This window comes from Pelosinus baikalensis (genome assembly GCF_020819555.1).
GTDB lineage: Bacteria > Bacillota > Negativicutes > DSM-13327 > DSM-13327 > Pelosinus > Pelosinus baikalensis.
In genome coordinates, this window is record NZ_JAJHJB010000020.1 from 36,151 (window position 1) to 55,922 (window position 19,772).

General features: G+C 39.3%; 14 protein-coding genes and 1 tRNA gene. 5 read left to right on the forward strand and 10 right to left on the reverse strand.

What is annotated here, in order from left to right; all coding sequences use genetic code 11:
- Positions 1-137: 137 nt before the first annotated feature.
- From LMF89_RS14585 to LMF89_RS14610, 6 genes are all read right to left on the reverse strand, one after another.
- A complete protein-coding gene (locus LMF89_RS14585) occupies positions 138-1,517 on the reverse strand; it encodes a sigma 54-interacting transcriptional regulator (protein ID WP_229535731.1) in 1,380 nt (459 codons plus the stop codon).
- A complete protein-coding gene (gene atoS / locus LMF89_RS14590) occupies positions 1,504-3,351 on the reverse strand; it encodes a two-component system sensor histidine kinase AtoS (protein WP_229535732.1) in 1,848 nt (615 codons plus the stop codon). Before atoS ends, LMF89_RS14585 begins: the two co-directional genes overlap by 14 nt.
- Before the next feature lie 56 nt (positions 3,352-3,407).
- Complete coding sequence (locus LMF89_RS14595) at positions 3,408-4,085, reverse strand: hypothetical protein (protein ID WP_229535733.1); 678 nt, start codon at positions 4,083-4,085, stop codon at positions 3,408-3,410.
- A gap of 297 nt (positions 4,086-4,382) precedes the next feature.
- On the reverse strand, positions 4,383-6,185 hold the full coding sequence (locus LMF89_RS14600; RefSeq protein ID WP_229535734.1) for a carbon starvation CstA family protein: 1,803 nt from the start codon (positions 6,183-6,185) through the stop codon (positions 4,383-4,385).
- Positions 6,186-6,528: 343 nt separating this feature from the next.
- Positions 6,529-7,791 carry an NAD(P)/FAD-dependent oxidoreductase gene (locus tag LMF89_RS14605; RefSeq protein WP_229535735.1) on the reverse strand — a complete coding sequence of 421 codons (1,263 nt, stop codon included), beginning with the start codon at positions 7,789-7,791 and terminating at the stop codon, positions 6,529-6,531.
- A gap of 488 nt (positions 7,792-8,279) precedes the next feature.
- Complete coding sequence (locus LMF89_RS14610) at positions 8,280-9,671, reverse strand: NAD(P)/FAD-dependent oxidoreductase (RefSeq protein WP_007958690.1); 1,392 nt, start codon at positions 9,669-9,671, stop codon at positions 8,280-8,282.
- 544 nt (positions 9,672-10,215) lie between these two features.
- Between LMF89_RS14610 and LMF89_RS14615 the strand changes: the two genes are divergently transcribed.
- The 4 genes from LMF89_RS14615 (at position 10,216) to LMF89_RS14630 (ending at position 13,260) form a co-directional block, all read left to right on the forward strand.
- Positions 10,216-11,646, forward strand: a complete 1,431-nt coding sequence (locus LMF89_RS14615) for an ammonium transporter (RefSeq protein ID WP_255711383.1) — start codon at positions 10,216-10,218, stop codon at positions 11,644-11,646.
- A 22-nt stretch (positions 11,647-11,668) separates the two neighbouring features.
- Positions 11,669-12,040, forward strand: a complete 372-nt coding sequence (locus LMF89_RS14620; protein ID WP_007958688.1) for a P-II family nitrogen regulator — start codon at positions 11,669-11,671, stop codon at positions 12,038-12,040.
- Between the two features lie 506 nt (positions 12,041-12,546).
- Complete coding sequence (locus LMF89_RS14625) at positions 12,547-12,915, forward strand: P-II family nitrogen regulator (RefSeq protein ID WP_007958687.1); 369 nt, start codon at positions 12,547-12,549, stop codon at positions 12,913-12,915.
- A 90-nt stretch (positions 12,916-13,005) separates the two neighbouring features.
- Complete coding sequence (locus LMF89_RS14630) at positions 13,006-13,260, forward strand: hypothetical protein (RefSeq protein ID WP_007958686.1); 255 nt, start codon at positions 13,006-13,008, stop codon at positions 13,258-13,260.
- A 102-nt stretch (positions 13,261-13,362) separates the two neighbouring features.
- Here LMF89_RS14630 and LMF89_RS14635 read toward each other — a convergent pair whose 3' ends face one another.
- From LMF89_RS14635 to LMF89_RS14650, 4 genes are all read right to left on the reverse strand, one after another.
- Positions 13,363-15,927 carry a hybrid sensor histidine kinase/response regulator gene (locus LMF89_RS14635; protein ID WP_229535736.1) on the reverse strand — a complete coding sequence of 855 codons (2,565 nt, stop codon included), beginning with the start codon at positions 15,925-15,927 and terminating at the stop codon, positions 13,363-13,365.
- A gap of 177 nt (positions 15,928-16,104) precedes the next feature.
- The gene (locus LMF89_RS14640; protein WP_229535737.1) at positions 16,105-16,716 is read right to left on the reverse strand and encodes a response regulator transcription factor; all 612 of its coding nucleotides are present in this window, start codon (positions 16,714-16,716) and stop codon (positions 16,105-16,107) included.
- 96 nt (positions 16,717-16,812) lie between these two features.
- The gene (locus LMF89_RS14645) at positions 16,813-17,262 is read right to left on the reverse strand and encodes a hypothetical protein (RefSeq protein WP_229535738.1); all 450 of its coding nucleotides are present in this window, start codon (positions 17,260-17,262) and stop codon (positions 16,813-16,815) included.
- Positions 17,263-17,373: 111 nt separating this feature from the next.
- The gene (locus LMF89_RS14650; RefSeq protein ID WP_229535739.1) at positions 17,374-19,353 is read right to left on the reverse strand and encodes a DNA topoisomerase 3; all 1,980 of its coding nucleotides are present in this window, start codon (positions 19,351-19,353) and stop codon (positions 17,374-17,376) included.
- Positions 19,354-19,603: 250 nt separating this feature from the next.
- Here LMF89_RS14650 and LMF89_RS14655 point away from each other — a divergent pair.
- Positions 19,604-19,679 (forward strand) — tRNA-Gln (locus LMF89_RS14655).
- Positions 19,680-19,772: the final 93 nt, after the last annotated feature.

A 19,772-nucleotide genomic window follows, 5' to 3' on the forward strand; every position in this document is an offset into this window, starting at 1 on the left:
AGCTGCCTTATCTTTTTTGATAAGGCAGCCCACATAGCATAAACACTGCTAGTAATCCTACGACTCGTTTACTAAGCTTATTTATTTTTTTAATGGAAGTGTGAATTTTCTTTCACACTTTTACACTAATTTTCACACTATTCAATCTCATACTCTTGCGTCTTATAAATTAAAGCACGCCTGCTGATTCCCAGTTCTTTCGCAGTCTTCATCTTGTTACCCTGATTGCGAAGCAGTGCTTGTTTTATCAGTTTACATTCTTCTTCCTTAATCATTTCTTTGAGAGTATGGCCTGTATATCTGTCTTTTTCAGTTTCATTCTGTGAAATGACGCTCTTATCCCGCAAGGCCAAAGGCAAATCTTCAATAAAAATTACACTGCCAGTACTCATGATCACTGCCCGTTCAGCGACATTCGCTAACTCCCGTACATTACCTGGCCAATCATATTTTTCTAATGCAGCCATTGCTCCATCATCAAATCTAAGAATTCCTCGATCATTTTCGTAAGAAAACTTGTGCAAAAAATGATCCGCTAATAATCTGATATCTTCTTTGCGCTCACGTAAAGGCACAGAATTGAGACAGACTACGTTCATACGATAGTATAAGTCTTGACGAAAGCGTCCCTCTTTCACCATTTTTTCTAGATTTTGATTCGTTGCAGCAATGACACGAATGTCAATTTTGATCGTCGCATTGCCGCCTACCCGCTCAAGCTCCCGTTCTTGAAGTACACGTAATAGTTTAACCTGTAACTTCGTAGATATTTCCCCAATTTCATCCAAGAAGAGAGTCCCTTTGTCAGCCTGCTCAAATCGCCCTGCTCTGCGCATCATCGCTCCAGTAAAAGCGCCCTTTTCATGTCCAAATAACTCGCTTTCTAGTAACCCTTCTGGCAATGCGCTACAATTGATTTTAATAAACGGTCCCTTACGGCGAGGGCTATTATAATGAATGGTGTTTGCAATTAATTCCTTACCGGTACCACTTTCTCCTGTTATCAAAACACTTGCATTGCTTTGGGCGACCCTATCGATAATTCTATATAATTCCTCCACTTTGGGACTGTTTGTCAATATTTTATCTAAACGATACGAATCATTAAGTTCGCGATGCAGTACTGTAATTTCATTTTCCATACGTTGTATCTGGATTGCACGATTGACCAATAAGGTAACTTCATCAATATCAAAAGGCTTAATGAGATAATCAAAAGCTCCAAGCTTTATCGCCTCTATCGCTGTTTCAACTGCAGCAAAAGCTGTCATTAATATGACTGTCACACCGCGATGAATCTTTTTCATTTCTTTAAATGCAGCGATCCCATCCATGACAGGCATTCGAATATCCATCAAAATCGCATGAGGCTTAACTGTAGCACATTTTTCTATGGCATCTTGTCCATCTACGGCACTCTCTACATGGTAACCTTCCCGCTTAAGCACAGCTGTTAATAATTTTCGTACACTATCTTCATCATCAACTACCAATATGGTGTAGTTATGATTCATCATGCTTGCCTCCTTGATGAACAACAGGAAGCTTCAAGGTCACTGCTGTCCATTCGTTGACTTGACTCTCAATCTCCACCTGTCCATAATGGGCACTGATAATACGTTGGACTACTGCCAGTCCTAAGCCAGTTCCTGCTGACTTCGTCGTAAAAAAAGGGTCAAATATTTTTTTTCGATTTTCTTCTGCAATACCGTTTCCCGTATCGGTGATTCTGACACAAACAAAGGATGGATCAGGCTGCCATGTATCGATTATCACAGATCCTTTATCCGTGATAGCCTGCATCGCATTTATGAGAAGATTCAGTAGTACCTGCCTAATTTGTTCTGCATCTGCCTCTACCTGGGGTAAACTGTCCGCAAGAAATAAACGGAATTCCACCTTATGTCTAGTCGTTTTGTTTTGAACCAGCACTAAAGTACTTTCAATTAATTCATTGATATTAACCCACATATAGTGGGTTTTATAAGGTCTTGCAAAATATAATAATTGTTCAATGACACGATTGACCCGATCCACTTCTTTAATGATAATCGGCATATATTCTTGTCGTTCCTCATCACTATCCACATTTTGCAAATATTGCACGAACCCTTTAATCGCCGTCAACGGATTGCGTATTTCATGAGCAATGCTCGCCATAAGTTCGCCTAAGGCAGCTAACCGCTCTGCTCTATATACTTGCTCCTGCAAACTATGCTGCTGGGTTAAATCCTTAAAAACAACAACCGCACCAATCGTTTTATTATGACTATCGATGAGTATACTCGTACTAATGCTAATATAAATATACTTTTCCTTGACTGGATAATTAATTTCAATGCCAATATGATTTGTTCCTGATACCAATGTGTCTAACAATAAACTGTGAAACTGATCATTTTCACGAAATATCTCTTTATATCGTCTTCCAATCACTTCTTCTAGAGTAAAACCAGTTATTTGCTGAGCCGCCTGATTCATTGTCGTAATCATACCTTCTGTATCCACAGTAACAACGCCATCAGCAATACTATACATAATATTCTCATTCAGAGAACGAGCGTCAATCAGAGATTGGGCCATATGATTAATCTCATCAACAATTTCACCGATTTCACCCTCCATAGATACAATCGGTTTCTTCAAGTTAAATCGTAGACGTTGTAACCCTCTTTTAATCTCTTCTACATCTTTTACGAAACGGTTTGTCAGGCCCACCGTCAACATCATGCCAACCAAAATGCCAATTAAAACAGACCAAACTATATTTTTGTCCATGACTTTTAACTGAGCCTGAACATCATCTGTCAATTCATTGGCCCATATATATCCTACTATTTGTCCATTTCGCTCAATGGGAAGCATAACGTTCATAATATTGCCCCGAACCAACTTACCAAATTGCACCATACTCTGCCCTGTCTCCATTACTTTTCGCCCTGGATGCAGCTTTTCAATGGAAATACCGACTTTATTGGCATATGTATCACTAGGTCCATAAGTAATAATAGCATCTAGTTCTTTACTATAATAGCCCACACCAACTCCCACATTAACAGCTGCAACGATGTCTGTATAGCTGGCTAATCTTTCGTTCAATGCTTTTATCTTATCAAAGCGTTTCTCATCCAGCATATGTCTTTCTGATAAAATTGTATCAAAACCATTGCCAAGATGATGATCAAGCAGCCTGGCAATACCAAACAGCTTTATCTGCTTTTCTTGCAGCAACGCTTTTTCAGCCTGTATTTTAACCGTATATCCGATCAGCAGGATGGGTACACTGACAATCATTAATATCAATAATAACATTTGATAACGTAATGTTTTCGGGAAAAAATTCCTCATCATTCTCATCCTCACTGCTTACTGCTTGTACATGGTAAAGCTAGAATCGCTCCTGGTATTTAGGGCAGTACATTCTTAATCCTGTCTTTAATCTCATCCGGTAAATCCACAGCTGTTGTGAAGTTGACAAATCCCTTTTCCGGTACAGCCTCTTTAATGATTACAGCATCCAACGGTTTATACCCCAAGACATCAATCGTGCCTATATTAGAGTTATATAAAGCCTGATGAAAATCAATGGTTACCTCATTGCCCACGATTTTAACTCCCAAGCCATAACCTGGATCAACATGACCTACGAATTTTGTAACCATAGCCAAACTGACTTTAGAAAAAATCCATGAAACAATCGGTTTATCGGGTAATTTCTTATCTACGATTTTTAATTTCATAACAGAACTATCTTTATTATGTTCAAACTGCTTTACATGGCATATAAAAACCATACGCCCAGCTTTCTTTGTTAAAGCAGTAATTTTCAGCTTATGATCCTTTAAGGACGTAATGGACAATTCTCTTATTTCTTCACTATCTTCTATCGTTGAAGCTAAATACTCATTCATCACATCATCAGGAACTGCTACTTTCCCTCGTTCTAAATTTTTAAATGTCTGTAAATCCCAAGTTTCTTTCAACACTGCAATAACACGGGATAAATTCGGTATCGACTCTTCGATGCTCCATCCCTTCACACTATCCATTACATGATCTGAAATAATAACCGGTATATCCATCATCTTGATATTCCCCCTTAGAAGCGACCATCCTTTTTCCAACTCATTATATATAAATCACATCGGCTATGCAATATAAGATACTCTGATGCATCTTTTTAAAAATAAAACATTTTGAACCGCGAAGACGCGAAGATTACGAAGAACAGGCCGGCTAAAATATAAAAACGAATTGAACCACAAAGACGCAAAGGACACAAAGGGGTTTTTATTTATATTTTTTTTGTGCATTCCTTTTTTCCCCTATAACAAAAAATAAGCCCCGAGCCAGCGGAGCTTATTTTTTCTTTTATATTTTCTCTAATTGATTATGGATTTGGGTGCGGGTGCTTCGCTATAATCTGGTGGAACCGTTCGTGACAGATGCACCCAGCGAATGATAGAGTCAACGAGAACAATGATTACTAGTATAAACATGATACCGCTTACACCAGCTAGCAGGTAGTTTTTTGCTGGTAAATATGTATTGAAAATATTCATATAATCAGCGGTGAATGTAACTGTTGCTAAAAACATCATGGGCATAATGGTGATCCAGGCATAACGCCCTCGTCCCATACGGAAGAGCATGGTAGTACCGATTGCTAACGTCAAGGTGCCTAATAGCTGATTCGAAACACCAAATAAAGGCCAAATCGTAGAAATATTCCCCTGAAGTACCAGATAGCCCCAAGCAAAACAAATTAAAGCACTAGTAAAGATGATACCGGGCCACCAGTGAGTGTTTTTGAGTGGTTTATAGATCACGCCACCCATTTCTTGTAATAGATAACGGCCAACGCGAGTACCAGCATCAATCAACGTCAAAATGAATAAGGCTTCAAACATGATACAAAAATGGTACCAAAAGGACATGAGTGATTCCATTCCTGGTATTTTGGAGAAAATATGAGCCATACCGACAGCCAAAGAAACGGCACCACCGGGACGCCCTGTTATATTTTCGCCAACCATTTCTGACAAATGGGGTAATTGGTCTACGACTAATCCTAATTTTGCAAATGCTGCCGGAGTAGAGTTGATGGCAAAATAATCAGCCGGATTCAAACTGGTAGCAGCAATCAATGCCATTAAAGCAACAAAACTTTCAACTAACATAGCACCGTAGCCGATAGGAAGAATCTCTCTTTCATTCATGATCATTTTCGGCGTCGTACCGGTACTGATTAAGGAGTGAAAACCAGATAACGCACCACAGGCAATGGTAATAAAGACAAACGGCCAAGCTGGACCGCCAATAACGGGTCCACCGCCATTCACAAATTGACTGAATGCAGGCATTTGGATTTCAGGTCTAACTACAATAATACCAATAGTCAAAGCAGCAATGGTACCAATTTTCATATAGGTACTCAAGTAATCTCGTGGTGCCAGTAGCAGCCACACTGGCAATGCAGCGGCAAAGAAACCGTAAAAGGCTAGCATAATTGATAATTGCCTCACGTCAAATGTAAAATACGGTGCCAATGAAGAATGCTGGATCCATGGACCGACAAAAACAGCAGACAAAACCAATAGTACACCAATGATAGAAGCTTCCTGGATTTTCCCAGGGCGCAGCCAGCGCAGGTAAATACCAATAAAAATGGCAATCGGAATGGTGGCAGCAACCGTGAATGTACCCCAAGGGCTATTGTACAAAGCATTTGCTACTACCACTGCCATACCAGCCAGGGTAATCACCAGCAAAAATAAAACTGCAATCGAAGTACAAAAACCAGATATATTACTGACTTCCTTCTTTGCTATTTGTGCCACTGATAAACCATTGTGGCGAACTGAGGCGAACAGGATTACCATATCGTGGACAGCCCCAGCAAAAACAGCACCAATTAATAACCACAGCGTTCCTGGCAGATAACCAAACTGGGCAGCAATAACCGGACCTACTAATGGACCAGCACCAGCTATGGCTGCAAAATGATGACCAAAGGTAACCCATTTGTTTGTGGGAACGTAATCCCGCCCATCGTCCATACTTACCGCAGGAGTAACCCGTTCTGAATTCAGCGTAAGCACTTTGGCAGCTATAAAGGAACCATAAATGCGATACGCAAGGGTTAACCAAAGCGCGGCAATAATAACAAGATAAATACCGTTCACAATAAACCTCCTCCTTGTTTTCTGAATTATCTTTAAGATTCCACCTATACCATACCCCAAGTACTACCATTGGGAAACAAAAAATAGCTCAATGGAATAAATTAATCGATAATCAGAAAGGAATCAGGGTTCATTGGAAATAACACAAAACTCTAAAATAAGAACAGCACTGACACGTTTTTTTGTCATTGCGAACATAGCGAAGCAATCCCCTCCTTGTTAAGAGATTGCTTCGCTATGCTCGCAATGACAGATTCATGTTACTTTCATCTTCCAAAGAACTTATACATTCTACAATAAAAAACTAGCAGCAAACAGTATAATTTCTGTTTGCTGCTAGTTTTTATTGTCGCTGCCGAGTAATAATGCGCACGACTCTTTCATATACAAGATAGTCCCACATCCATTTTACAAATACAACGGCACGATTACGAAAATCAATGAGTCGTAAAATGTGTACAAAGGACCAGATAGCCCAAGCAATAAATCCATGAGTCTTAAAGTTTCCCATATGCACAACCGCTGCATTACGTCCAATGGTTGCCATGTTTCCCACATCTCTATATGTGAATTTTTTAAGTTCCTTGCCGCGTATTAAGCTGCGTATATTCTTTGCCGCGACTTCAGCCTGTTGTATCGCTACAGGCGCCACCATCGGCAAAGGTCTTTCCCCTTGTATAAATTGAGCTGAATCGCCAATCACAAATACTTCGGGACGGTTAGGCAGCTGCAAAAATTCATTTACAATCGCCCGCCTCATACTGGCCTGCTCAACCTTTAATGTATCTAGCAAGGAATTGGCTTTTACCCCTGCTGCCCAAACTACAGTATAGGTTGGAATCACTTCGCCGCCCTTTAGACTCATTTTTTCCCCATTATAGTCTGTGACCTGTACACACAAACGTACTTCTACATGTTTGCGGATTAAAGTTTCTACAGTAGCATCACGCAATTCTTTTGGCATGGTTGCAAATAATTTGTCCGAAGCCTCGACTAACATAATGCGTACTTCTTTAAAATTCATGTTATGGTATTCCTTTACCATAACATGGTAAATCAATTCCGATAAAGCACCCGCAGATTCCACACCAGTAGGACCACCGCCTACAATTACAAAGGTTAATAACGCTCGACGCTTATCAGCATCTTTCTCATGAGCTGCCAATTCAAACATACGCAGTACATGATTACGTATCATAACGGATTCATCTAAGGTTTTCATGCCAAAACCGTTTTTCTCCATAGACTCCATACCAAAATAATTTGTCGAACCACCTGCTGCGATCACCAAATAGTCATAACCAATTTCACCAGTATTCATGGTAACGACTTTATTATCAAAATCCACATCCGATACTTCTGCTAAACGAAAATCTACATTTTTCTGATTTCTAAATATAGCACGAACAGGATACGCAATATCATCTACAGATAATCCAGCCGTTGCCACTTGATATAGTAACGGTTGAAATAAATGATAGTTATACTTATCGATAAGGGTAATTTTCACCTCATGCTTTGCCAGTGCACGAGCTGTACGAATCCCGCCAAAACCAGCCCCAATGATTACAATATGAGGTGGTTTTACCGCTGTTTCATTTTGCATTTTTATGTCCTCCGTCTCTTTCTTTCACTTCTCTATAACAATAACATATTCATAAGTAACATTCACACTCTCTGACAGGCTGTCTAATCTATTTTTACTCCCTAAATCTCAATTAATCGTCTTTTTTCTCTTTTTTTCGCTATAACAAAAAGCTATCTATCTTATAGTTTTTTTCAATGAATTCTGTCTATTTTTTCACGTAACCTTGCAAGACTTGGATTCAGCTTGTGAAAACGAATCGAACCACAAAGACGCAAAGGACACAAAGGGCTTTGTGTGCTGCGACAGCGGCATTGGGCCTTTGTGGTTCATCATTTCTTATTTGTTTCACTTGCAAAACTTATAAACGCTGATACTACTATAAGAAAAATGAAGACATGTCCTTTTAAAATATTTTGAACCGCGAAGATGTAATTCTTCGCGGTTCATTGTTTTTTTATAAATGCTACACATTTTAATGAAACTTATGCTTTCTTTATTGGTGATTATTATATATCTTTTTGCATTCTCTGGTGAATCACTCTAGCAACATGTATGCCGCTAGCACTGGCCTGAGATAGACCGCGTGTGATACCTGCTCCATCTCCAATACCAAACATATTCGGGATCTGAGTCTCTAGCTGCTCTGTCAACTTTAAGCGAGAACTATAAAACTTTACTTCTACACCATATAGCAGAGTATCATCATTTGCCATCCCAGGTGCAATTTTATCCAAGGCATAAATCATTTCAATTAAATTATCTAGATGACGTTTTGGCAAAACCAAACTCAAATCTCCTGGGGTCGCAGCAAGAGTTGGCTTGGTAAAGCTTTGGTCTAATCGATGTTCATTGGTTCTGCGCCCTTTTATCAAATCACCAAAACGTTGTACTAGCACTCCGCCACCTAACATATTAGAGAAAGAAGCAATTCGCTTACCATATTGTTGAGGTTCGTTAAAAGGCTCTGTGAAACGATTACTAACTAATAAAGCAAAGTTCGTATTTTTACTATGAAGTTTTTCGTCACGATAGCTATGGCCATTCACTGTAATAATACCATCTGTATTTTCTGCTACCACATATCCTTTGGGATTCATACAAAAGGTACGAACCAAATCTCCATATTGCTTCGTACGATACACTAACTTCGCTTCGTATACTTCATCTGTAATATGCTGAAACACTTCTGCTGGAATTTCCACTCGCACACCAACATCCACTTGATTGCTGGAAATCGTCAGTCCCATCTTTAGGCATTTTTCAGAAAACCATTCTGAACCGGCGCGACCAGGAGCTGCAATTAAATAGTCACAGCAAATCTCTTCCTGGCTATTTTCCATTTTTACAATAAAGCCTTCTTCTTGCTTTTGAAAATCTTCTACGTGTTTATTAAACACGATCGTCATTTTATCTTTTAAAAATTCATAAATACACTTTAAAATATGCAAATTATTTTCCGTACCTAAATGACGAACTTTTGCTTGCAGCAGATGTAAATCATGAGCAATTGCACTCTTGCGAATGCTGCTGTTCTTGGTCGTGAAGAATTCCTTAGGTGCTCCATATTTCATATTAATCGAATCTACATAATCAATTAACTCTTCCACTTGCGCATCTGTAAGATACTCATTTAGCCAGCCTCCAAATTCGCTGGTAAAATTATACTTACCATCAGAGAAGGCTCCTGCCCCACCAAATCCACGCATAATACTGCATGGTTTGCAGTTTATGCAATGCTTCACTTTCTTTTCTGCTATGGGACATGTCCTATGATAAATATCATGGCCTTCTTCAATCATAGCTAAAGAAATAGCTGGATTGCTGGACACTAGTTCATAGGCGGCAAAAATTGCCGACGGACCTCCGCCAATAATCACTACATCATATTTGCTTTGCATTATCTTGCTCCTTCTCATCCATATTTACGTTAGAAAAACGCTACGCGCCCTTTAAAAAAAACGATAAAACGAATCAACCACAAAGACGCAAAGGACACAAAGGGTTTTTATTTATTTATTTTTTCGTGCACTCCTTTGTGTGCCGCGTTAGCGGCATTGTGCCTTTGTGGTTCATAAACTCTTTATGATTAAGCTTCTATATATAATACAACATTAAAAATAGACTTGTACTTTTACGCTTTTTACAAATCCAGAAATTATTATAACCTATTTTTATCGAATTTTATATAGAAATATATTATTTTTGTTCGGATTTTTATTTTGGGTTTCTTTATTGACATGGCTATAAAACACTGATATAATTCATTTATAATTTTATACGAAAATAGGCAATGACGCCTTCGCAAAGTACTCGCGGAGGTTTTTTCTGTCTATTAGGGACAATGGCGTCCTAAAGGTCTCACCACCTTTAGACGCTTTTTTATTTGCCCAAAAGTATAAAATACTATATCTTACGATCTAATTAATCATGGGAGGTTTTAACATGAAACAGCTATTAACTATTATGAGCACTTCTGTCCTTATGATGCTGCTTAGTCTCGGAACAGCCTTCGCAGAAGGCGTAGAAGCAGCTACCGAGGTTGCTACCATCGACACAGGTGATACTACTTTTATTCTGTTAAGTGCTGCACTGGTAATGCTTATGACACCTGGTTTAGCCTTATTTTATGGTGGTATGGTGAGAACTAAAAACGTACTGAGCACTCTTATGCAAAGTTTTTTTATCATCGGACTTATTACTGTACAATGGGTACTATGGGGCTACTCTCTCTCTTTTGGACCTGATATCAACCATATCATCGGCAGCTTAGCCTGGTTCGGCTTAAACGATGTAGGTCAATTACCAAATGCCGACTATGCTGCGACGATACCCCATCTGCTTTTTATGGTTTTTCAATGTATGTTCGCCATTATTACAGCTGCTTTAATTACAGGTTCCTTTGCTGAACGTATGAGGTTCTCCGCTTTCGCTGTATTTATTGTCATTTGGGCCACCGTTGTGTATGACCCTCTTGCACACTGGGTATGGGGTGTCGGTGGCTGGATGCGGGAAATGGGCATCTTGGATTTCGCCGGCGGAACGGTTGTTCATATTTCCTCAGGTATTTCTGGTTTAGTAGTTGCTTTATTTATTGGCAAACGCAAGGGATACGGCACGGAAATTATGCTGCCTCACCATTTGCCTATGACCCTTATCGGTGCTTCTCTTCTCTGGTTTGGCTGGTTCGGCTTTAATGCCGGAAGTGCATTGTCAGCCAATGGCTTAGCAGTCAGCGCTTTCGTTGTTACTCACGTAGCTGCAGCTGCCGCTACACTCGCTTGGGTTTTAACCGAATGGCTCTACCATGGCAAACCCACTATACTAGGCGCAGCGAGCGGTTGTGTGGCCGGTCTTGTGGCAATCACTCCTGCTGCAGGTTTTGTTAGTGTAATACCTGCTATTGTGATCGGTTTAGCTGGCGGTGCAATTTGTTTCTTTGCTGTTAGTATTTTAAAAGCAAAACTTGGTTATGATGATGCTCTTGATGCTTTTGGCGTTCACGGAATTGGCGGTACTTGGGGTGCAATCGCCACAGGTCTATTCGCCTCTACAGCTGTAAATCCAGCTGGTGCTGATGGATTATTTTTTGGCAATCCTGATCTTGTTTTCACTCAATTATTCGGCGTTGCAGTTACCTGGGTTTTTGCAGCTGTTATGACCTTTGTGATATTAAAAGTAATTAGTGTATTCATGCAAGTACGCTCTGATGAAAACCATGAAGACATTGGTCTAGATATTGCAGAACACGGTGAACGGGGTTATAGTTATCAAGATATAACTGCCGGTTCTCCTCTAACCTTTTCTCATGTTGTCAGTCAATCAGAACCAATCAATAGTTCAATTTTACAAGCCTCACATTCTAAATCTCACTAAATCAGAAAGGTGGTAATCCTTCATGCGAAAAATAACCAAAATTGATGTAGTGACTCGCCCCGGTAAATTGGAAGAGTTAAAAGAAGCCTTGGCTGACATTGGTGTAATGGGCATGACAGTAAGCCAGGTATTTGGCTGCGGCTTGCAAAAAGGTCATACTGAAGTATACCGTGGTAAAGAATATAATATTAATCTTTTAGCTGGCATAAAAGTGGAAATCGTAGTATGCGAAGTTCCTGTCACAACCGTAATTGAAACGGTGAAAAAAGTATGTCGCACCGGTAAAATCGGCGATGGTAAGATATTTGTTTATCCCATTGAAAATGCCGTTAGAATTCGCACTGGCGAAGAAGGCGACATTGCCATTATGGATCGTCAAGAAGATAACTCCTAATACATGTTTACTAACATTCCCTCTTTTCGATAATCCTCCTTTTGAACCTGGCAGTTTCTACTGTCAGGTTCTTTCTTGCATACTAAAATGTATAGCGTAAAAAAAGCAATGCGTGATCAGTTCTTACTAACCTAGAAAGTATAAATTTCGAAGATGAAAAATATACTTTCTTATGAACCACAAAGGCGCAATGCCGCCCGCGGCACACAAAGGAATGTACAAAAAGCTCTAAATTAAACCCTTTGTGTCCTTTGCGTCTTTGTGGTTCGATTCGTTTTATATTAGTTAAATTAATTCAGATGTTAAACTCTAATATATGTTCACTAACATATGGAATCTATCTTAGAGTCTTGCCTGAATGTCCCTCACTTTATGCATTATATTGAATTTTCCCATACATTATTACCAATGGTCAGGAGGAATCTAACCGTAAATAGCTAATTATCAGTATATGCAGCATCTTCACTTCGTTGCTTCTTACATTATGATGAAAGGCGGTAGTCACCATGTCGATCATGACCAAAATCGATATTATCACCCGTCCTGGCAAGCTGGAGGAATTGAAAGAAGCATTAAATGCAATCGGAGTTACAGGTATGACCGTAAGTCAAGTATTTGGCTGCGGGCTACAAAAAGGTCATACTGAAATATACCGAGGTAAAGAATATAACATCAATCTTTTAGCTGGAATCAAGATAGAAATTGTTGTATGCAAAGTTCCCGTAGAAAAAGTAGTGGCAGCTGTAAAGAAAGTCTGCTCCACGGGAAAAATCGGCGACGGTAAGATTTTTATTTATCCTATTGAAAACGCAGTGCGAATTCGCACGGGAGAAGAAGGACCTGGCGCTATCCTTGATCCTAAAGATATCCCATAACACACCTTGACGCAGCAGCAGTGGAAAATGTATAATAAGTCAACCAAAAATTACATATATTTATATCATTGATAAAGACAGGGGAATTATATGAACGAAGAAATACTAAACAAAATATTAGTTTCGATGGAGAATATCAACAAGCGCCTTGACAGCTTAGAAGAATTAACTTCAGGAGAATTGCAAAAATTACACGCAAACATTGATCTGTTATCAGAGGATCAGCAAGATGATATTGTCACCACTTTATATCGAATGGATGCGAAAATTACTGCAATATTAGAAACCCAAAGACTTAACTTTGAAATTCTTAAAGTTTTTTCAAATGATTCCGTACATCACTAAAATGCTACGCGTTCTAAAATTAATGAACCACACCAGACAGAGAAAACACATACTTTTAAAATATAGTGAATGAAAAAATACACGGCCCTGCCGTGTATTTTTTCATTCTTTTGTATTGGGTAATTCTCGCCATGCCTGCTGCAGCCCATCTTCCAATTCTTTGACAGCTACTTGCAATTTGACAAAAACCTGCTCAATATCAATAAGCTGACCTACATCTCCCATATGCTCTAGTTGAGCTGCATATTCCACAACTGTCTGATTTCCGAAATACGTTGCTGCACCTTTTAAGCGATGAGCACTGAGCTTCAAATGGCTGGCATTTTTTTCGCTTACAGCCTGCTCTATATTTCGCATATATTGCGTACCATTGTCCAAAAAGCAGCTAATAACAGCCTTCACTGTATCCACATCACCCTGACAAATGCTCAAAAGCTGATCCAAGTAGGGATTGGCTGCCACTTCCCTCGGCTCCTCATCCATTTCTCCTTGCTCCTTAGGATTCACATACCGCTCATAAAATAGTTTTCTTACTACATTATTTAATACCTCAGCATCCAGAGGTTTACTAATATATTCATCCATCCCGCAAGACATCAAACGTTCCCTGTCCCCCTTCATCGCATAAGCTGTCATTGCCACAATCGGAATATGCCGTTCATCCGCCCACTGTTCTTCTAGATCACGAATCGCAGCTGTCGTTTGTACCCCATCCATCTCAGGCATTTGTATGTCCATAAAAATAATATCAAATTGCTCTTTATTAAAGAATTCTATCGCCTGTTTTCCATTGGAGGCTAATGTAACATTGTGACCTTGATTGGTCAGCATTTTAACAGCTACCTTTTGATTGATAAATTCATCCTCCACTAATAAAACTTGCAGCTTCTCAATACGTTCCAATTCTTTGCTACTTTCGGGCTGTTTGGGTTGCTCTAATGGATGATTGCCCAAAGGCATTTGGCAAACCTCGAAGGCAACGGTAAAATAAAAAGAACTGCCTTTGTCTATGCTGCTTTCTACCCATACTCTACCACCCATGATTTCTACCAAGTGCTTCACAATACTAAGTCCTAAGCCCGTCCCGCCATATTTTCTCGTGGTAGAAGAGTCGACTTGGGTAAATTTATGAAAAATAATATTAATTTTTTCTGGGGGAATCCCGATTCCCGTATCCCGTACAACAAATAATAAATTCACCTGATTATCAAGGTATTGCTTAACATTCACTGCAATTGAAACTAAGCCGGTCTTCGTGAACTTTACCGCATTATCTGCTAAATTCATTACAATTTGCTGCAGACGCCGAGGATCACCACACAATCCATCGGGTACATCATGGGCGATATGAATCACACACTGCAAACCCTTTTTCTTTGCTTTCATTCTTAAGATACGATGAAATTCGCTCATTACATCCCGCAGGGAGAAACAAATACTCTCTAATTCCAGTTTTCCATCCCGAACTTTTGAAAAATCAAGTAAGTCATTTAATAAAACCAGCAGTTTTTCCCCTGAAACCTGTACCAATTCTAAGCACTCCCGCTGGTCTGGCTGCAATTTTGTCCCTAGCGCCAGTTTCGCCATTCCTAAAATACCATTCATCGGCGTGCGAAGCTCATGGCTAATAATTGCTAAAAAATCATCCTTTGCCCGATTTGCTTTTTCAGCTTTCTCTTTTGCTTCCCGCAGTGCTTTTTCCAGTTGCATCTTTTCGGTAAAATCTTCTAAAATCAAAAAAGATAATACCATTTCGCCAATTACTTTCGTTGTAAGATTCACAGATAAATCTTTTACTTCTCCTGAAGCTAAGGCGTACCTTGCCATAAACTGATACTCTCCAACATTTGCATATTGACTGCTATTCTTTTCTCCACGTTTATCAGGGTACTCAATAAATTCTTGTATCAGACAACCAATTAAGGGGGATTCATAGAAATTTTCTGCTGCTGCATTGGCTTCTAATATATGACCCGTCTTGCTTTCAATTATCATCATCATGGCTTGATGGTGATTAAACATCATATGAGCTAAGGCTTCCGTTTGCAGTAATTTTTCTTCTGACTGCAATAATTGCTGAAAGCGTTGTTCCGCCAACATACGGCTGGTAACATCACAGAGCACAATCACCCTGCCAAAATTTTTTCCCCGATGCTGCAAAGGCGTAGAGTTGACTTCATAATAGCTCTCATCTTGCTGAAGCATCGTCGTGTATTTTTGAAACTTTTCGCCTTGTATAGCTTGCACTAGCCACGTTGCTGCGATTCTTTCTACAACGGCCCCTACAACATTGCTTTTCTTAATGCCTAAGATTTTCTCCAACTGGGCATTCATATCCAATATTCGGTCCTTGGTATCAAGTACGAGAATACCATCCTCCATATTCTCAACAGCTAAGCTTTTTGCGGCTGGAACAATCTCAAAGAACTTAAATGCAATAAAGCTAACTACAATACATAAAAAGGCGATACTAGCACTTATCATTGCAATATCTAAACCTTCATATAATAAGAAACCGACAATTTGTAATGTAATACCAATAAAAGCTACACTCCAAAAAAGCCATAATCCGTATATAAAACGATATCGCCAAGTATAAAAGGACATCGCATATGATATGCCGACTATAATTAACAATAGAATCAATGACACATTTATATGTTCCATGAAAATCACCTTCTCAAATACGATTACCACTTATTCATAATATAGATGATTTACTTCTAAACCACATCTGCCAAAAGATATAGTTTTGCAATAACTTGAAATATATTGTTTCACCAAAATTGTTCGAATGTGAAATAAAATAGGAATATCTTTCTTAGATATTCCACGAACCTTATGTTATCTTGATATAAGTCCTATACTTTTTGCTTTCGCCACTGCCTTAATACGGTTGTTCACTGCTAATTTACCAAAAATATGGTGCACATGAGTTTTAACGGTACCAATTGTAATCCCCATAGCCAAGGCAATTTCTCCACTGGTAAAACCAATGCCTAATAAGCGCAGAACCTCTCTTTCTCTTTCTGTTAATGGTTCTGTCAATGCAGTCTCCTCTTGGAACGTCTCGCCTATAGATTGTCGATATTTTTCAAGGCCAGCAGCAAGGGCCAGCACTAAGTCCTCTTGACAGCAAGGCTTAACCAAGAACCGAAATACATTTCCCAAGTTCACCGCTTGCATGGCAACGTCTAAATCTGCAAAACCAGTAATCATGATCCGAACCATATTCGGTACCATTACACCTACAATTTGTAATAGTTCGGCCCCATTCATATCCGGCATATATTGATCCGATATAATGACAGCAAATGCCTTATCTTTCTTTATAATTTCCAAAGCCTCATTCGCATTTGCCGCAGTAACAATTTCAGCATGCTGTTCCAGCATTTTACTGTGCACCAATAGAGCTATACCATCATCATCAACCAATAATACTCTTTCTTTTCTCATATGTGAACCTCCCTATATAACTAGATGTACGAATCCGCTATATAGTAAAAAAGTTTTTTGGAAATCTATGAATCAAATCACTGCCTTTAACCCTAGTTATTTACCCCGTATTTCTTCGAAATCTGCTGTAGAAAGAATAATCGATTGAGGTCCTGGTGCTTTTAAAAGGATCTCCAGCGTATTTTTCTTGGCATCTACGCCTCGTTTTGTAGAGTAACGAGTTTCTTTTACAGTCTCATTATTATTTTGTAATTCAAGAGCAATCTTTAATCGGTAGTTCTTAGGTACATCAAATTCAACCCTTTCACCGCTTGAATTTGGCTGTATAAAAAAACTTTGCCCCATGCCATAAATTCGAATACCATCAATTTCTTTTCCTAAAAAAGGATACTTCCAGAAATAATCCGGATTCTCAATGGTTATATTTACGGTTACCTTTATGAGGTCACTATTTTGTATAGGTGCAGCCTGAACGACAGGCAGCCATATCCCTAAACCCAAGAAGGATATCATCAGTATAACAGCCTTTTTCTGAAACCACTTCATCTGTTTACCTCCTTATGCCAATAAGAAAATAATACCATATGAGAATCAAAAATGGTAGTATTCTTTGAAAATCGTTTGTATTCGACTATTATTTTCTCAAATCGAGTCTTTTTATAGCTGAGGCTGTCCATCTTTGTCATTACAAGTACCCCGGCACTCCGGAAAACGGGAGCATCCCCAAAAGGCTCCATTCTTGCCATTGCGCAGTTTTAATACACCCTGCTTACATCTTGGACACTTTACTACATTCGCATCTTTATTTTCAATTTGAACTTCTTTGGCCTTTAAACATAAGCTAGTAATAAATTCGGTCTGCTGACCAATAAAACTATTGAGCTCAGCCTTTCCTTCCACCATACGATTAAAGATAATCTCCCATATGGCTGTGGAATCAGGATAGGTTAATTCTTCCGGCAATGCATCAATGAGAAGATAAGCCGACTCCGTAGGATACAGGTATTTTTTCTTTTCTTCTAAAAAAGACCGTACTGTCAGTTCTTTTATAATAGAAGCCCGAGTGGCCTCTGTCCCAATTCCAGAAACATCTTTAAGATGTTTTTTCAATTCAGGATTCTTAACATATTTATGTATTTCCTTCATAGCCTGCAGCAGTGTACTAGAGGTAAAACGTACTGGCGGCTTTGTTGTCTTTTTTTCTAACGTAGCACTGATAAAATCAGCCTTATCACCTTTTTGCATATTAGGCAAAGTCTTACTATCTTCATCCTCTTCTTCTTTGACTTCACCGCCATAAAGTTCTTTCCAGCCCATTGTCACGATGACTCTGCCATTAGCAACAAAATCTTCACCTGCATATTCAAGCTCCGCGCGAGTCTGGTTATACACGTGAACAGGATAAAATTGCGCTACATAGGCCTGAGCAATTAAGAAGTATAAATTTCTTTCGATTTCTGGTAACGCGTTAATTTTACAGGGCACTTCCGTAGGAATGATCGCATGATGAGCCGTAATCTTTTTATCATTCCAGGCACGGCTCTTAATTTTTATATCAGCCTTTCCTGACCAGACCGCTAACTCTTCCTGGTGACTATTACGTAAATTAGCCAGAATGACAGTGGCATCCGCTTTTTGAGACTCAGGCAAAAAATCACAATCTGAACGGGGATAGGATGTAAGTTTCTTTTCATATAAATTCTGAACCCCCGTCAAAACAGCCTGGGGATCATATCCGTACTTTTTTCCAGCCAGAACCTGTAGAGCCGACAAAGAAAAGGGGAGGCGCTGGGGTTCTTTTTTTTCATTGGTATCACAAGATACGATAGAAACGTCTTCTTGTGCTTTTTCCAATTTCTCAATCAATGCTTGTGCAATAACAGGATCAACTAAACGTCCTTCTGAATCCCTGCCTAGCTGTTCTTCTTTTGCTTTCCACGATGCTTTAAATGGTCCATTCTCATGTTTTATGTCTGCCTTAATTAAAAAGTAATCTGCTGCTTTAAAGTTTTTTATTTCTCGCTCCCGTCTTACTACCAACGCAAGAGTAGGAGTCTTAACCCGACCGATGGGTAATGTAATGTCGTGACCAGCGCTTTGGGCGGCTAACGTAAACGCACGAGACAGGTTCATCCCAACAAGCCAATCAGCCCGCGAACGAGCTAAAGCCGACTGATTTAAATTAAAAAAATCCTGATTACTGCGCAGATTCGTAAGTGCTTTTTTTATACTTTTTTCATCCAGTGCATTTACAAGAATGCGCATGACTGGTTTTTCATTATGAGTATAGCCTAATACTTCATCCACCAGCAATTGACCCTCCCGATCCGGGTCACCTGCATGAACAATTTCTGCGGCTTTACCAATGAGAGTCTTAATAATATTAAATTGCTTCATGCAAGAATCAGCCACTAACAGCTTCCACTCTGCAGGAATAATGGGTAAATCTGCAGCCCGCCATTTTTTATACTTTTCATCATATTCTCCCGGTTCTGCTTGGCGAAGAATGTGACCAAATACCCAAGTCACGACCCCGCCGCCGGTTTCAATATATCCATCTTTGCGAACGAGAGGGCCAGGCAGGCATTTTGCAAGTTCTGCTGCCATACTCGGTTTCTCTGCAATAAATAATTTCATGCGACTCTCCCTGTCATCTATTTTAAACCTGTGATTAAGTTTGATTCGATCTAGCTCCAGATTAAATTGTCCTGAACCCTTATTTTACACGATTCTTTCTAGTTACCGCAATGATTTTCTGCCAAGAAGAAAGAACATTGACAAGATATCAACAGCTACACTACATAATTATAAAAAAGAGTAGCCTTCTAAGGGAAAACGATTTGCTATTCTGAAGAAAATAGTATATAATGCATATAGGAAATTTCATTGGGGCGTCGCCAAGCTGGTAAGGCACGGGATTCTGATTCCCGCATCCGCAGGTTCGAGTCCTGCCGCCCTAGCCATGTAATTTCAAAATCAATACATCATTATGTAAAATCACCCTGCATTCATTGCAGGGTTTTTATTATTTAAAAATGAAGAAATAGGCGTTTTTG

Excerpts from the sequence above, each read along its gene's own strand:
- LMF89_RS14635 (WP_229535736.1), bottom strand. The coding sequence starts at position 15,927 with ATGGAACATATAAATGTGTCATTGATTCTATTGTTAATTATAGTCGGC.
- LMF89_RS14595 (WP_229535733.1), bottom strand. The coding sequence starts at position 4,085 with ATGATGGATATACCGGTTATTATTTCAGATCATGTAATGGATAGTGTG.
- LMF89_RS14650 (WP_229535739.1), bottom strand. The coding sequence starts at position 19,353 with ATGAAATTATTTATTGCAGAGAAACCGAGTATGGCAGCAGAACTTGCA.
- LMF89_RS14610 (WP_007958690.1), bottom strand. The coding sequence starts at position 9,671 with ATGCAAAGCAAATATGATGTAGTGATTATTGGCGGAGGTCCGTCGGCA.
- LMF89_RS14620 (WP_007958688.1), top strand. The coding sequence starts at position 11,669 with ATGCGAAAAATAACCAAAATTGATGTAGTGACTCGCCCCGGTAAATTG.
- LMF89_RS14615 (WP_255711383.1), top strand. The coding sequence starts at position 10,216 with ATGAAACAGCTATTAACTATTATGAGCACTTCTGTCCTTATGATGCTG.
- LMF89_RS14645 (WP_229535738.1), bottom strand. The coding sequence starts at position 17,262 with ATGAAGTGGTTTCAGAAAAAGGCTGTTATACTGATGATATCCTTCTTG.
- LMF89_RS14605 (WP_229535735.1), bottom strand. The coding sequence starts at position 7,791 with ATGCAAAATGAAACAGCGGTAAAACCACCTCATATTGTAATCATTGGG.
- LMF89_RS14585 (WP_229535731.1), bottom strand. The coding sequence starts at position 1,517 with ATGATGAATCATAACTACACCATATTGGTAGTTGATGATGAAGATAGT.
- LMF89_RS14640 (WP_229535737.1), bottom strand. The coding sequence starts at position 16,716 with ATGAGAAAAGAAAGAGTATTATTGGTTGATGATGATGGTATAGCTCTA.
- LMF89_RS14625 (WP_007958687.1), top strand. The coding sequence starts at position 12,547 with ATGTCGATCATGACCAAAATCGATATTATCACCCGTCCTGGCAAGCTG.
- LMF89_RS14630 (WP_007958686.1), top strand. The coding sequence starts at position 13,006 with ATGAACGAAGAAATACTAAACAAAATATTAGTTTCGATGGAGAATATC.
- atoS (WP_229535732.1), bottom strand. The coding sequence starts at position 3,351 with ATGATGAGGAATTTTTTCCCGAAAACATTACGTTATCAAATGTTATTA.